This window comes from Microbacterium murale (assembly GCF_014635185.1).
GTDB classification, from domain to species: Bacteria; Actinomycetota; Actinomycetes; order Actinomycetales; family Microbacteriaceae; genus Microbacterium; species Microbacterium murale.
This window is the reverse complement of the sequence record NZ_BMCM01000004.1, coordinates 274,105-288,327: the sequence shown is the minus strand read 5'-3', so window position 1 is coordinate 288,327 and position 14,223 is coordinate 274,105. Positions and strand designations below refer to the sequence as shown.

Annotated in this window: 15 protein-coding genes; 6 read left to right on the top strand and 9 right to left on the bottom strand. The window is 67.6% G+C overall.

The annotated features are described in order from the left end of the window. The first annotated feature begins 13 nt into the window (after window positions 1–13). Window positions 14–220 carry a tyrosine-protein phosphatase gene (locus IEV67_RS19180; protein WP_373284487.1) on the top strand — a complete coding sequence of 69 codons (207 nt, stop codon included), beginning with the start codon at window positions 14–16 and terminating at the stop codon, window positions 218–220. A 12-nt stretch (window positions 221–232) separates the two neighbouring features. Here IEV67_RS19180 and IEV67_RS13730 read toward each other — a convergent pair whose 3' ends face one another. Both IEV67_RS13730 and IEV67_RS13725 read right to left on the bottom strand, forming a co-directional pair. Beyond that, window positions 233–1,501 (bottom strand): cation:proton antiporter domain-containing protein, encoded by a 1,269-nt coding sequence (locus IEV67_RS13730; protein ID WP_188437129.1) that lies wholly within the window; start codon window positions 1,499–1,501, stop codon window positions 233–235. 9 nt (window positions 1,502–1,510) lie between these two features. Continuing rightward, on the bottom strand, window positions 1,511–2,137 hold the full coding sequence (locus IEV67_RS13725) for an SOS response-associated peptidase family protein (RefSeq protein WP_188437128.1): 627 nt from the start codon (window positions 2,135–2,137) through the stop codon (window positions 1,511–1,513). Between the two features lie 63 nt (window positions 2,138–2,200). On the opposite strand from IEV67_RS13725, the gene IEV67_RS13720 reads away from it, so the two are divergent. Beyond that, a complete protein-coding gene (locus IEV67_RS13720) occupies window positions 2,201–3,145 on the top strand; it encodes a DMT family transporter (protein WP_188437127.1) in 945 nt (314 codons plus the stop codon). On the opposite strand, the gene IEV67_RS13715 is transcribed toward IEV67_RS13720, so the two are convergent. Both IEV67_RS13715 and msrB read right to left on the bottom strand, forming a co-directional pair. Continuing rightward, window positions 3,146–3,706, bottom strand: a complete 561-nt coding sequence (locus tag IEV67_RS13715) for a nitroreductase family protein (protein WP_188437126.1) — start codon at window positions 3,704–3,706, stop codon at window positions 3,146–3,148. Continuing rightward, on the bottom strand, window positions 3,703–4,113 hold the full coding sequence (gene msrB / locus IEV67_RS13710) for a peptide-methionine (R)-S-oxide reductase MsrB (protein WP_188437125.1): 411 nt from the start codon (window positions 4,111–4,113) through the stop codon (window positions 3,703–3,705). The genes IEV67_RS13715 and msrB overlap by 4 nt, the downstream gene beginning before the upstream one ends. 85 nt (window positions 4,114–4,198) lie before the next feature. On the opposite strand from msrB, the gene IEV67_RS13705 reads away from it, so the two are divergent. From IEV67_RS13705 to groL, 4 genes are all read left to right on the top strand, one after another. Then, window positions 4,199–5,191: a DUF2332 domain-containing protein gene (locus tag IEV67_RS13705; RefSeq protein ID WP_188437124.1), complete on the top strand. Its 993-nt coding sequence runs from the start codon at window positions 4,199–4,201 to the stop codon at window positions 5,189–5,191. A gap of 9 nt (window positions 5,192–5,200) precedes the next feature. Next, a complete protein-coding gene (locus IEV67_RS13700) occupies window positions 5,201–5,458 on the top strand; it encodes a DUF3263 domain-containing protein (protein WP_188437123.1) in 258 nt (85 codons plus the stop codon). Window positions 5,459–5,517: 59 nt separating this feature from the next. After that, window positions 5,518–6,093: a LytR C-terminal domain-containing protein gene (locus IEV67_RS13695; protein ID WP_229703126.1), complete on the top strand. Its 576-nt coding sequence runs from the start codon at window positions 5,518–5,520 to the stop codon at window positions 6,091–6,093. A 110-nt stretch (window positions 6,094–6,203) separates the two neighbouring features. Next, entirely contained in the window at window positions 6,204–7,823 is a 1,620-nt protein-coding gene (gene groL, locus IEV67_RS13690; protein ID WP_188437122.1) for a chaperonin GroEL, read from the top strand. Window positions 7,824–7,902: 79 nt separating this feature from the next. Here the strand turns inward: groL and IEV67_RS13685 are convergent, their stop codons facing one another. From IEV67_RS13685 to IEV67_RS13665, 5 genes are all read right to left on the bottom strand, one after another. Then, window positions 7,903–8,190, bottom strand: coding sequence for a WXG100 family type VII secretion target (locus IEV67_RS13685; RefSeq protein WP_033106664.1), 288 nt, complete (start codon window positions 8,188–8,190; stop codon window positions 7,903–7,905). A 111-nt stretch (window positions 8,191–8,301) separates the two neighbouring features. After that, entirely contained in the window at window positions 8,302–10,014 is a 1,713-nt protein-coding gene (locus tag IEV67_RS13680) for a sensor histidine kinase (protein ID WP_188437121.1), read from the bottom strand. Window positions 10,015–10,032: 18 nt separating this feature from the next. Beyond that, window positions 10,033–10,719, bottom strand: coding sequence for a response regulator transcription factor (locus tag IEV67_RS13675; protein ID WP_033106665.1), 687 nt, complete (start codon window positions 10,717–10,719; stop codon window positions 10,033–10,035). Between the two features lie 72 nt (window positions 10,720–10,791). Beyond that, a complete protein-coding gene (locus tag IEV67_RS13670; RefSeq protein ID WP_188437120.1) occupies window positions 10,792–12,435 on the bottom strand; it encodes a DNA repair helicase XPB in 1,644 nt (547 codons plus the stop codon). 27 nt (window positions 12,436–12,462) lie between these two features. Then, window positions 12,463–14,223 carry a helicase-associated domain-containing protein gene (locus IEV67_RS13665; protein ID WP_188437119.1) on the bottom strand — a complete coding sequence of 587 codons (1,761 nt, stop codon included), beginning with the start codon at window positions 14,221–14,223 and terminating at the stop codon, window positions 12,463–12,465.

Genomic DNA, 14,223 nt, shown 5'->3' with positions numbered 1-14,223 from the left:
GGGGACGGAGCGGATGCTGCGCAAGATCCGGCGCTTCCGCGTGCCGATGACGGACAACCTGATGGAGGTGCTGACGGGATCCCCGGTCGCGGTATTGAGCGGCACGTTCGACTGGCTCGACCGAGAACACGGTGGGGCCCTGGCCTACCTGCAGAGGGCGGGCGTCGACGATGCCGTGCGCGATCAGCTGCGAGAGGCGCTGCTTCGCCGCACCGTCTGACGCGAAGCGGTCTCAGACGATCTCCTCATCGAGCTTTCGCCGATTCAGGAGCAACGGCGCGGCCAGCCCGTGCAGCAGGATGCTGCCGACCACGGTGGCGACCATGATCGTCAGCACGATGACGCCCTCGTCCTCCGGGAGCGCGTTGTAGGCGAGCAGCCCGAAGACGATCGACGCTGTGCCTCGCGGGCCGAGAGCGCCGATGAGAAGCCGGTCGCGCCTGCCCACAGAGCTGCGCATGAGCGACAGATACACCGGGATGACGCGCAGCACAGTCAGCGCGAGCACGGCGAACAGCAGCATCCACCAGTCGATCCCCGAGGTGACCACCAGCAGCATGGCTCCGCCGAGCACGAACCACACGAAGTTCGCCGCCAGCGCGCCCACCTCCTCGACGAGAAGTAGTTCGCTGTGGTCGATTCCTTCGGATCGATGACCCCTTGTACGCGTCAACCGGTATCCGATCCCGGCCACGAAGGCAGCGACGAAGCCGTTCGCGTTGAACACCGGGATGCTGGCCACACCGTAGGCGATGAGCGGGAGGATCAGCATGACGTAGCGGGCGCCGAGTGCATCCGCGATCAAGCGTGCACGCGCGATGCGCACGAGGTATCCGATTCCGGTGCCCAGCGCGATGCCGATCACGACGGCGATCGCCGGCACCGCGTTGACGAATGCCTCGAGGAACTGAGTCACCGGGCCGTCGAGAGCGTCTTCGGTGATGTCGGATTCCGGCGTGTGCACGATCGTCGACCAGATGACGGCCAGCGCCAGCGACATTCCGAAGACGGGGGAGATCAGCCCGTCGTTGTAGCCGCTCTCCACATTCAGGATCTGGCGCAGTCGCGCAGGGATCCGCCGATTGCGAAGCAGCGATGCGGCCGGCGCGAAATCGATCGGCAGGATCACGCACGCCACGACGAGAAGCACGAGCAGACCGGTGTCGGGGATCAGCAGTACGCCCGCCGCAACCGTCAGCACGATCGACAGCGGCAGCGCGATGAGCACGAGGCGAGCGATCACCCTTCCCTCGCGACCGAAGATGCCGCCCTTGACCTCGGTGGCATCGGCGAAGAGCAGGATCGCGAGGATCACCTCGACGATCTTCTCCGAGATCGGGGAGTCGATCGCGGAGCCGAAGGAGTCGACGTCCCAGACGACGGTCACGGCTCCGAGCAGCAGCAAACCGATCGGCCCGGCGACGCCCCAGCGCTCGAAGCGGTGCGCGATCAGCGACCAGAGCAGGATCGCGGCGAGCCCGATCAGGACGAGGTGCGGCATGGCCGACGCCTAAGGACGTGCCGAGACGGTGATGCGCTCGGCCAGTTCACCCGAGGCGAGGATCGCCTCGTCGATCAGCTCTCGGCTGGGCGGGCCCGTCAACCACTCCTGACTCATTCCGGGCGGGATGAGAACCGGCATCCGGTCGTGGAACTCCTTCAGGTGATCAGCGGCCGGAGCCATCACGATCGAGTAGCACGTGATCCACTCTCCGTCCGGGGTGCGTCCGCGCTGCGTGACGGCGGCCATGCCGAACAGCGCCTGGTTGTCGAGGGCGAACTCGTGCCAGAGCCTGGCCGGCTTCTGCATCTCGAACCACCCGGTCGACGGCACGATCGCGCGGGTCTTGAGTCCACCCGGACGCTCCTGCAAACGTTCGGAGCGGGTGTTGATCGAGGGGAACTTCGCCGGTTCGCCGTTCACGAGATAACCCCACCACGCCGGCTCCAGCGTCACGGCGTCGCCGTCTGGAACGACCAGCGGATTCAGATTGCGCAGGTTCTTGCCGGTGGGGCGCAGGGTCTCGCCCGCGTTCTGCTCTGCCCAGTTCCGGAGCCCCTCGATGACATCGGCATCCGCTTCGGCAAGCAGCTCGGCATCAGTGAATCGGGGATCCAGTCCGTAGCTCGCGCACATGCCGCAAGAGTAGCGCCGACCGGCGACTTCGAGCAGGGGCGACCGCTCGGGTAGTGTGCTCGGGTGACCGCGACCCGAAGTCTTCCCGCGCCCCTCGCACTGGGCGGTGCCGTCGCGATCGGCGCCATGACGGCGATCCAGGCGCGCATCAACGGGGTGCTCGGCGTTCGCCTGGATGACGGCATCGTCGCAGGGCTCGTCTCCTTCGGCGTGGGACTCGTCGTCCTCATCGTCGTCACGCTCGCACTGCCGTCGGCGCATGCCGGCGCCGCACGCCTCTGGCGCGGCATCCGCTCGCGCACCATCCCGAACTGGATGCTGCTCGGCGGCGCCTGCGGAGCGCTCACCGTCTCGACACAGGGCGTCACGGCAGGCGTCCTCGGCGTCTCGCTCTTCACCGTCGGCGTCGTCGCAGGGCAGACGGTGCACGGGCTGGTCCTCGACAGGATCGGGTTCGGGCCCGCCGGAGTCGTCGCGGTGACACCCGGGCGCGTTCTCGGCGGTGCCTTCGCGCTCGCCGCGGTGGGCGTCTCGCTGAGCGGCGACGTCATCGCGAGTACGCCGCTCTGGCTTCTCCTGCTGCCGTTCGCGGCCGGCGTCGGCATCGCATGGCAGGCGGCCACGAACGGACGCCTCGCGCAGCGCGTGGGCTCTCCTATGACGGCGACCTTGATGAGCTTCGTCGCGGGTACCGCGGTGCTCATCGTCGCGGCTTCGGTCAGCGTGGCGGTGCGGGGGATGCCGGAGGCGCTCCCCGTCGAACCGTGGCTGTATCTCGGCGGGCTCCTGGGCTTCGCCTACATCCTGCTGGGCGCGGCGATCGTCGCGCACACCGGGGTGCTGCTGCTCGGCCTCGGCTCCGTGCTCGGGCAGCTGACGGCCTCAGTGGTCATCGATCTGCTCTGGCCTCCGGCATCCGGCCCCGCGCACTGGCAACTCGCCGTGATGGTCGCCGTCGCCGTGGCATCCGTCGTGGTGGCGCTGCCCTGGCGCCGTCGTCGGCGCTGACTACTTCGTCGACTTCTTCTTCGTCTTCGCAGGCATCCGGGTCAGCATCGCGCGGGCATCGACGCTCTTGCGGCGTCCCGGCTTCTTGCCCGCCGGCTTGCCGCCGACGTACAGCCAGCCGAGGAGCTCTTCATCCTTGTGCAGTCCGTGCGCCTTTGCGACCGCCTTCGAACGCGTGTACTCGCCGGTGCGCCAGAAGACGCCCCAACCGGCCTCGTCGAGCAGCAGGCTCAACGTGTGCGCGATGCCGGAGGCGACTGCCTCCTGCTCCCAGCGCGGCACTTTGCCGCTCTTGCGGAGACTCGCGACCACCGCGATGAGCAGAGGCGCGCGCATCGGCTTGGACGAGGGGTCTTTATCGCCCTGGGCTTTGGCAATCGCCTTCCCGAGGATCAGGCGATCGTCGCCCCGCATCTCGATCAGACGCCACGGACGCAGTGACGAGTGATCGGCCACGCGACCTGCGGCGGTGACCAGCGTCAGAAGTTCTTCACGGGTCGGAGCGTCGTCTGTGACCTTCGACCAGGAATGCCGCGCCCTGACGGCGTCGAGCGCGCTCACTCCTCGACGTCGCCCGGGGTGAAGTTCAGCGCGAGGGAGTTCATGCAGTAGCGGTCACCCGTGGGAGTGCCGAACCCGTCGGGGAACACGTGGCCGAGGTGCGAGCCGCAGTTCGCGCAGCGCACCTCTGTGCGCTGCATGCCAAGGGTGGTGTCCTCGATGAGCTGCACGGCTTCAGGTCGGATCGACTCGTAGAAGCTCGGCCATCCGCACCCGGAATCGAACTTGGTGCCGCTCTTGAACAGTTCGACGCCGCACGCCCCGCAGGTGTACAGCCCGCCGCGCTTCTCGTCGAGCAGTTCACCTGTCCACGCACGTTCGGTGGCAGCTTGACGCAGCACCGCGTACTGCTCGTCGCCGAGTTCTGCGCGCCACTCTTCTTCGGTCTTCTTCACGCTGTAGTCCATCGTGCCTCCTGAGTCACTTCCATTCTGCCTCTCCTGCGCACCCGTGGCGTCGCGGTTACGCGATGCCCGGCATGAGAATGGGGAGATGACGGATGCTGTGCGCGAACGCTTCGGACGTTTCGGCAGGGACGAGGCGCCAGGACGCTCGGCGATCTACGCGGATTGGGCGCTCGGGATCGAACGCGACGCCGCTGCGCAAGCCGTGCTCGCGCGCATTCCGGCGACGCACCGGCAGCCGCCGCTCGTCTTCGCGGTGACCAGGATGCTGGGCGCCCCTCTCACCGGTTTCGATCGGTGGCGCACCTTCCTGCTCGCACACGCCGACGAGATCGTCGCCGAGTGCGCGGCCCGCCGCGTGCAGACCAACGAACCGCTGCGGCTCGCTCCGCTGCTGCCGGTGCTCTCCGAGATCGACGGCCCCATCGCCCTGTTGGAGATCGGAGCATCCGCCGGTCTCTGCCTGTACCCCGACCGCTATTCCTACCGTTTCGTCGACGCGCGAGGTGAAGTGCGCGCGGCACTCGACCCGGACGACGGGGCCTCGCAGGTCACGCTGGTCAGTGAGGTCCGAGGTGACATGCCGCCGGTCCGGATGCCGCAGATCGTCTGGCGCGCGGGGATCGACCTCGATCCGCTCGACGCGCGCGATCCGCGTGATCGTGCGTGGCTGCGGGGTCTCGTGTGGCCGGGGGAGACGGGGCGGGAGGACCGCATCACCGCCGCGCTCGACATCGCCGCCGCCGAACCGCCCGTGCTCGTGCGCGGCGATGCCGGCACGAACATCGAGTCCGTCGCCGCATCCGCACCTCGAGATGCGACGCTCGTGATCACGACGCCCGGTGTGCTCGCGCACATCCCGTGGGCGGAGCGACGGGCGCTCATCGCCAGGGTGCAGGCGCTTCCCGCCCGCTGGATCACGATCGACGCTCCGTCGCTGCACGACGCATGGCGTCCGCCGGTGGATGCCGGCACGTGGCCGGATTTCGTCGTCGCGCTCGACGGCGATGTGCGTGCGGCTGCAGATCCATTGGGACGCTGGTGGGAGTGGCGTACCGATACGAGCGGTCTTCGCGCCTAGCCTGGACCCATGCTCGGAGACCTCACCGATCGCGACCGCGCGATCCTCGCGCTCGAGGCGCGCTGGCCGCGGCACGGCGGGGCCAAGGAAGAGGCGATCCGCAGTTCGCTCGGCATGAGTCCGGCGCGCTATTACCAGTTGCTCGGCCGACTCATCGACACCGAGCAGGCGCTCGAGCACGATCCGCTGCTGGTCCGTCGCCTGCGCCGCTTGCGTGAGAACAGGACCGACCAGCGGGTGGCGAGGATGCGCGGATTCGCCGGCTGAGGCTTCGGCGCGCACCGACTGTGAGTGGATTCTCGGCAGCGGGCAGATAGCATCGACGGGTGTCCAAATCCGTCAGAGACCGTTTCGATGATGTCGCCCATGCCTCGGGACGTGTGGGAGCGCATCGCGCCGAAGCGCCTGGGATGAACGGCTGGGTCGTGCTGCTGTGGTCGTTCGTCGCCGCGCTCATCCTCATCGTCGTCGGGATCTTCGTCGCTCTCGTGCTGATGGGACGCATCAACCTGTTCCCCGCGGCGGAGCCGACCATCGCTCCGACGCCCGAGGAGACAGGCATCATCGACCCGACCTACTCCGTGCTCGTGCTCAACGCCACCGGTGAGGACGGGCTGGATGTCCAGATGCGCGAGACGATCGTGAACAACGGCTGGCCCGCGGATTCGGTGAGTTACGGCACCGCCGGCTCGCAGGACTTCGCGGACACGACCGTCTACTACGTCTCCGAAGCGGATGAGCTGGCGGCGATCGGTCTCGCGGACGTCATCGGTGGGGCAGAGGTCGTGCAGGACGATTTCTATGCGGACCCGAACGACCCGGAGCAGAAGCAGCTCGTGATCGTCATCGGCACCGATCGTTCGACAGTCGCGCCCGAGTCCGAAGAGCCTCCCGCCGAATAGACGTCGCCCGCGGCTTGCACTCGATGGGGTCGAGTGCCAGAATGGCGTTAGCACTCGCATACCCTGAGTGCTAATCAGAACGTCTACGTCCAGGAGGGACGACAAAACTCATGGCAAAGATCATCGCTTTCGATGAGGAGGCCCGACGCGGCCTCGAGCGTGGCTTGAACATCCTCGCCGACGCTGTCAAGGTGACCCTCGGCCCGCGCGGTCGCAACGTCGTGCTCGAGAAGAAGTGGGGCGCTCCCACGATCACGAACGACGGTGTGTCGATCGCCAAGGAGATCGAGCTGGACGACCCGTACGAGAAGATCGGCGCGGAGCTCGTCAAGGAGGTCGCCAAGAAGACCGACGACGTCGCAGGTGACGGAACCACCACCGCGACCGTCCTCGCTCAGGCTCTCGTCCGCGAAGGCCTGCGCAACGTCGCAGCCGGCGCCGACCCGATCTCGCTCAAGCGCGGCATCGAGAAGGCCGTCGCGGCCATCACCGAGGAGCTGCTCGCCAGCGCGAAGGAGATCGACTCCAAGGAGCAGATCGCCGCCACGGCATCCATCTCCGCCGCTGACCCCGAGATCGGCGAGCTCATCGCCGAGGCCATCGACAAGGTCGGCAAGGAAGGCGTCGTCACCGTCGAGGAGTCGCAGACCTTCGGCACCGAGCTCGAGCTAACCGAGGGCATGCGCTTCGACAAGGGCTACCTGAACCCGTACTTCGTGACGGATGCAGACCGCCAGGAGGCCGTGTTCGAGGAGCCTTACATCCTCATCGCGAACTCGAAGATCTCGAACATCAAGGATCTTCTCCCGGTCGTCGACAAGGTGATCCAGGATGGCAAGGAACTCGTCATCATCGCCGAGGACGTCGAGGGCGAAGCCCTTGCGACTCTCGTGCTGAACAAGATCCGCGGCATCTTCAAGTCGGCTGCCGTCAAGGCCCCCGGCTTCGGCGACCGTCGCAAGGCTCAGCTGCAGGACATCGCGATCCTCACCGGTGGTCAGGTCATCACCGAAGAGGTCGGTCTCAAGCTCGAGAACACGACGCTCGACCTTCTGGGCCGTGCGCGCAAGGTCATCATCACCAAGGACGAGACCACCATCGTCGAGGGTGCTGGCGAGACCGAGCAGATCGAGGGTCGCGTGACCCAGATCCGCCGCGAGATCGAGAACACCGACAGCGACTACGACCGCGAGAAGCTCCAGGAGCGTCTCGCCAAGCTCGCCGGTGGCGTCGCCGTCATCAAGGCGGGTGCAGCGACCGAGGTCGAGCTCAAGGAGCGCAAGCACCGCATCGAGGATGCCGTTCGCAACGCGAAGGCAGCCGTCGAAGAGGGCATCGTCCCCGGTGGTGGCGTCGCGCTCATCCAGGCCGGCACCAAGGCGCTCGACGCTCTCACGCTGTCGGGTGACGAGGCAACCGGTGCGAACATCGTTCGCGTCGCTATCTCGGCGCCGCTCAAGCAGATCGCGCTCAACGCCGGTCTCGAGCCGGGTGTCGTCGCTCACAAGGTCTCCGAACTGCCCAGCGGTCACGGCCTCAACGCCGCTACTGGTGAGTACGTGGAGATGTTCGCAGCCGGCATCATCGACCCGGCGAAGGTCACGCGCTCGGCGCTGCAGAACGCAGCCTCGATCGCCGGTCTCTTCCTGACGACCGAGGTCGTCGTCGCCGACAAGCCCGAGAAGGCCGCCGCTCCGGCAGGCGACCCGACGGGTGGCATGGACTTCTGAGTCCAGAGCACTGACAGAAACGCCCCGGCCTCGGCCGGGGCGTTTCTGCGTTCCGCGGGGGGACGGAACAGGCTGGGGGTCAGCGGAACAGGCTCGCGGAATACTGATCGGCGTCCGAGTACTGCGTGGCGGCGGAGCCCAGTGCGCCGCTGATCGACTCCAGCACCTGTTCGACGTGCAGCTGCGCGGCACTCCACTGATCGCTGCACCCCTGGAACGCGACGGACGCGGTGCCGGTCCAGGACGACTGCAGCTGGGTCAGCTGCGCCTTCAGAGCGAGTGATTCACTACGCAGCCGTTCCATGGTTGCTCGGGCGGCACCTGTGGCGGCGAAGACCGCTTCGGTGTCGACGGTGTAGACGGACATGGGAACTCCTCTCATCGGAGCTCTGACGATACGAGCGCGACGCCGCCGATGAACACCGAGAACACCGCATCGGTGGACGGTCTCCCAGATCTCCGGTCTGTGCAGTGGGAGTCAGAGACTGTCGAGGTCGAGACGCTCCAGCGGCTGGGTGTCCTCCAGCAGATGCTCCGGCGTCGCGTGTGCAGGCGCCAGCGGGAGCGTCACGGTGAAGGTCGCCCCGCCGCCAGGGGTCTCGTCGACGCGTACGCTGCCATGCAGTGCAGACACGATCGAGGCGACGATCGCAAGCCCCAGACCCGATCCTCCGGTCTCGCGCGCCCGCGAGGTGTCTGCACGCCAGAAGCGCTCGAAGATCTGCTCGCGGATCTGCGGCGGGATGCCGTCGCCGTGGTCGACGACCGCGATGCTGCCGGTGCCGGCAGCGCGATCGGAGTCGACGACGATCTCGATCGCACTGTCGTCCCTGGAGAATCTGCGGGCGTTGCCGAGCAGGTTCGCCACGACCTGACGCACCTTGTTCTCCTCGCCGAGGATGATCGGAGGAGTGCGCACCGGGGTATCCTCGACTTCACTGAAGTCGATCTCCGGTCGTTCGGGCTCTGGGCCTCGGGGCCGGCGGCGAAGCCGGGCGAGAGCGCCGGTGCGGACCCTGCCGGTCGGTGTGCTCGATGTCTGGGGATGCGTCGGGTGCGGGAGTTGCGGGGCACCGGCGACAGCATCCGCCGTCCGGTCCACGACGGTGACGGTGCGACCGGGAGCGGCCGCACGCACGTCGAGCGCGGCGTCTCTGGCGACCGGACGCAGGTCGAGCGGCGCGATCTCGGGCTCGCGCTCCTCATCGAGGCGCGCGAGGGCGAGCAGATCTTCGACGAGCACACCCATCCGGATCGCCTCCTTCTCGATGCGCTCCATCGCCCTCGCGGTGTCCTCCTCGCCGCGGATCGCGCCCATCCGATACAGCTCCGCGTAACCGCGGACGCTCACCAGCGGTGTACGCAACTCATGGCTCGCGTCGCCGATGAAGCGTCGCATGTGCTGCACGGTGCGGTCCCGTTCAGCGATGGAGTGATCGATGCGCTCGAGCATCGTGTTGATCGCGTAATTGAGACGACCGACCTCGGTCGTCGGCTCCAGGTCTGTGAGCCGCTGGCTGAAGTCGCCGGACGCGATCAGCATCGCGGTGGACTCGACCTGACCGAGACGGCGGAACGTGAGGGTCACGAGGCCGCGGATCAGGAGCGCGGCGATCAGGATCGTCACCAGGGCGACCGTGGTGTACACGCCGAAGTACGTGGCGATGATGTGGTCGGCCTCTTCCAGCGGGAGCGCGACGAACTGGACGTAGAGGGTGCCGCCGGGGCCGTCGCTGACCACGACCGAGCCGTGGAAGGCGCTGCCGTCCGTGCCCTGCAGCGGGATGGCGTCTTCCTCCTCCCTGGCATGGGCCTGGGCGATCGTCATCGTCTCCGGGAAGACCGGCCGCACCGCGTCCACGGGACCGCCTGCCTCCTCCAGCAGGGTGCCGTCAGCGGCATAGACCGCGAAGAAGTACTCCGACGAGCGGGGCGTGTTCTCCAGATCGGAGAGGACGAGGACACCGTCGACCAGTTCCATGTCGAACCAGCGACTGGCCAGGTCGCTCGTCACGAGCGACGGAAGCTGCGCGTCGATATTGCTGATCAGGGAGTTGCGCAGCAGCGGCACCGTGCCGATGCCGGCGACGACGAGCCCCAACGCGAGCACCGCGACCGTGACGCCGGTGACCTTCGCGCGAAGGCTGATCCGCCGCCACCACCCGGTGACCGCGTCAGGCTGCTGCCCCATGCGGGTCCCTTTCGAGGGCTACTTGCCCACCTTCAGCATGTAGCCGAAGCCGCGCTTGGTCTGGATCACCGATTCCTCGGTGTGCGGATCGATCTTGCGGCGCAGGTAGGAGATGTAGCTCTCGACGATGCCGGCATCGCCGTTGAAGTCGTACTCCCACACATGGTCGAGGATCTGCGCCTTCGAGAGCACACGGTTGGGATTGAGCATGAGGTAGCGCAGCAGCTTGAATTCGGTCGGGCTGAGTTCGATGGGCTCCTTGCCGACGAACACGTCGTGCGTGTCCTGATCCATCGACAGTTCGCCCGCGCGGATGATCGACTCCTCGTCGGCCTGCATCGTGCGGCGGAGGATGGCCTGGGCCCTGGCGACGATCTCATCGAGCGCGAACGGCTTGGTGACGTAGTCGTCGCCCCCGGCGTTGAGGCCCTCGATCTTGTCCTGCGTGTCGTCCTTTGCGGTGAGGAACAGAATCGGTGCGGTGAAACCAGCGCCGCGGAGGCGCTTGGTCACACTGAACCCGTTCATATCGGGCAGCATCACATCGAGGATGATGAGGTCGGGTTCCTCCTCGAGCACTGCGGAGATCGTGGCGGCGCCGTTGGCGACCGTCTTCACCTGAAATCCGGCGAAGCTGAGACCTGTGGAGAGCAGGTCGCGGATGTTCGGCTCGTCGTCGACGACCAGGATGCGCGCATCAGTCATGTCCCCATTATGGTGACAATGCCCATGCAGTGGCTGATCATTTGCCGGAGCGCCGCTCAGGCGCCCCGCGGATCAGACCGATGCGAGGGCGTCAGCGTCGAGGATCGTGTAGCTGTAGCCCTGCTCGGCGAGGAAGCGCTGGCGGTTCTGCGCGTAGTCCTGGTCGACCGTGTCGCGGGCGATGAGCGTGTAGAAGCTGGCCGTGTGGCCGGATTCTTTCGGGCGCAGCAGCCGGCCGAGACGCTGGGCCTCTTCCTGGCGGGAGCCGAACGAACCGGACACCTGGATCGCGACGGATGCCTCCGGCAGGTCGATCGAGAAGTTCGCGACCTTCGACACCACGAGCAGCTCGATCTTGCCCTCGCGGAACTGCTGGTACAGCTCTTCGCGCTCATCCACAGGGGTCGCGCCGGTGATCTGCGGGGCGTTCAGGGCCTCTGAAAGGGTCTCTAGCTGATCGAGGTACTGGCCGATCACGAGGATGCGCTCGCCTGGGTGCTTCGCGATGAGCTCCTTGACCGCATCGATCTTCGCCGGAGCGGATGCCGCGAGGCGATAGCGCTCGTCGTCCGTCGCGGCCGCATACTCGAGGCGGTCGTAGGCGGGCAGGTCGACGCGCACCTCGTAGCAGGCGGCGGGGGAGATGAACCCCTGCGCTTCGATCTGCTTCCACGGCGCGTCGAAGCGCTTGGGGCCGATCAGGCTGAACACGTCGCCCTCACGGCCGTCTTCGCGGACGAGCGTCGCCGTGAGACCGATGCGGCGGCGCGCCTGGAGATCTGCGGTCAGCTTGAAGACCGGAGCGGGCAGCAGGTGCACCTCGTCGTAGATGATGAGGCCCCAGTCCAGAGCATCCAGCAGCGCGAGGTGCGCATACTCGCCCTTCCGCTTCGCGGTGAGGATCTGGTAGGTCGCGATCGTGACCGGCTTGACCTCCTTGACCTGACCTGAGTACTCGCCGATCTCCTCGGCGGTGAGGCTGGTGCGCTTGAGCAGCTCATCGCGCCACTGCCGGGCCGAGACCGTGTTGGTGACCAGAATGAGGGTCGTCGTCTTCGTCGCGGCCATGGCGCCGGCACCGACGATGGTCTTTCCCGCACCGCAGGGCAGCACCACCACTCCGGAGCCGTCCTTCGAGAACGCGTCCACGGCATCCTGCTGATAGGGGCGCACGTGCCAGCCGTCTTCGGCGAGATCGATCTCGTGCGGCGTTCCCGGCGTGTACCCGGCGAGGTCTTCGGCCGGCCAGCCGATCTTCAGCAGCTCCTGCTTGATCTGACCGCGCGCCCACGCATCGACCGCGTAGCGGTCAGGAGCCGGATGCCCGATCAGCAGCGGCTGGATGCGCTTGTTGTTCGCCACCTGGGCGAGCACCGCAGGGTCGCTCGAACTGAGGATCAGCACGCCATCCTCGTCGCGCTCGATCACCAGGCGGCCGTATCGGTTCACGGTCTCACGAAGATCGACCGACACCGACGGCGGCACGGGGAAACGCGACCAGCGTTCGAGGGTCTCCAGCATGTCCTCGGCGGTGTGCCCTGCGGCACGTGCATTCCACAGGCCGAGCCGGGTGATCCGGTACGTGTGGATGTGCTCTGGAGCACGCTCCAGTTCGGCGAAGATCGCCAGTTCGTGGCGGGCGCTCTCGGCGTCCGCGTGCGCGACTTCGAGCAGGACGGTGCGGTCGCTCTGGACGATCAGTGGGCCATCAGACATAGCTGACCAGTCTACCGCCCTCGGGTGTCACGGGCTCGCCGTCGTGGGCGGGGGAAGCGAAGGGTCGAACACCCGGGCGGAGCGGATGCTCCTGACCGGAAGCGTGCGTTCCACATCCGCTGCGCGATCGCGGCCGCGCAGACGGCCGCCGCCCAAGCCGCTCGCCTCCAGCAGCAGTTCGCGCGTCGACCCGTCCGGCATGCCCACCTCGACCAGCAGCACCGCCTTGGCGCGCACGGCGGCTTCGAGTTCGCGGTCGAGCCACGCCGCATCGGCGTCAGGACCCTGGTGAGCGCGCAGACGTGCGATGAGGGCCTCGTAGGACGCGGCGCTCGCCTCCGCAGCCGCGGGCGCTGGATTGCGATCCACGACCTCTGGCTGCCCGTCGGCGCCGACGATGGTCGCGGGGTAGCGCGCATCCGTCAGCGCCCAATACACGGTGTCGCGGCCGACGCGCGAGGTGAGTCCGGCAGCATCCCGCGACAGACCGAGCGGACGCAGCGACTGATCGACGCCCATCGCGTCGAGCAGCGTGTCATCTGCACTGCTCACTCGGGTGCGCCCGGAACCCGCCTCGGCGAACACGCGCACCAGGCCGTGGCGCTGCGCCGTCTGGGTGACGAGGTACTCCAACGGCTGCGGAATCCCCGTCAGCGAGAGCTGCGCGAGGAAATCGAGGATCGACGACGCCGTCTCTCCTGATGCGAGGGCATGCGAGACGGACTCGGCGGTGAATCGGTACGACGAGGCCTGGGCCGCGGACTCGCGGGCCGCGATCGCCCGCAGGCGGACGTCCAGAGCCGGCGCGAGCGGGCCGGGAGCTATTGCGGAGAGGTCGTTCTGGAGGAAGATCCGATCCACCTCTGCCGGAAGGAGCCGCTGAAGAGCGGAGACGTCGGGCGCATGTCCTTCGCGGATCGGCACCGCCCAGGCCGGCTCGCTGTCGCCCTCGGCGATCAGGCCGAGAATTCGCGCGCGGTCGCGGATGGCGGCGCAGCGCTCCGGCCACGACGGATCCCACGGATGCTGGTGCTCCCACAGCGGTACCGGGAGCCACCCGCCCGACGCCGTGTGCAGCCCGCGGGGGAGCGCGCGGCGGAAGGCCTCCGCGAGCCGGGTCCATCTCTCGGACGCCGTCAGGCGCAGCCAGGTGTCGCCGAGAGAAGTGGTGCGGAGCTGGCGATGGGTGGTGGTGACGAGCGACGCATCGCCGGCAAGCGCGATGAGCGCGTCCATGATGTCGACGGGGAGCCCAGCATCCGCCAGTCGCCGCTTCTCCCCGGCAGCCAGATTCCCGCTGGTCAGAAGCGCCAGCGGCGTCTCCCTCGCCATCATGAGCAGATCGGCGAGGGCCGCGACACTCGTGAAGGCGCGCTCTGCGGCGTGCGCCTCGGCGATCTCCGACGCGGGCGCTGCGGCTACGGCGGTGACCCCGGGCAGAACAGCGCGGGTCATGACGGCGTCGACGACAGGGGGTGAAGGGATGCCGTCGGGGCGCAGCAGTGCGAGTGCGATCAGCGCCGACGATCCGTCGGTCGATGCATCGGTCGGGTCGCCGATGCCGCCGGCCGCGCTGTCCACGGCGCGGCGCAGCGCCGTCGCCTCCGACAGGGTCAGGCGCGGCAGCATCCGCTCGATGGATGCCGGCTCGAGGAGCGCTTCCGCAGCATCGAAGAAGTCGGACCAGGACGAATCCGTGCGCACGCCGTGCGCCTCGAAGAGGGCGGCCAGCTGCGAGTCGCTCGCAGCAGCCAGCCATACAGCGAGCGGGCGGGCATGCGTGCTCAT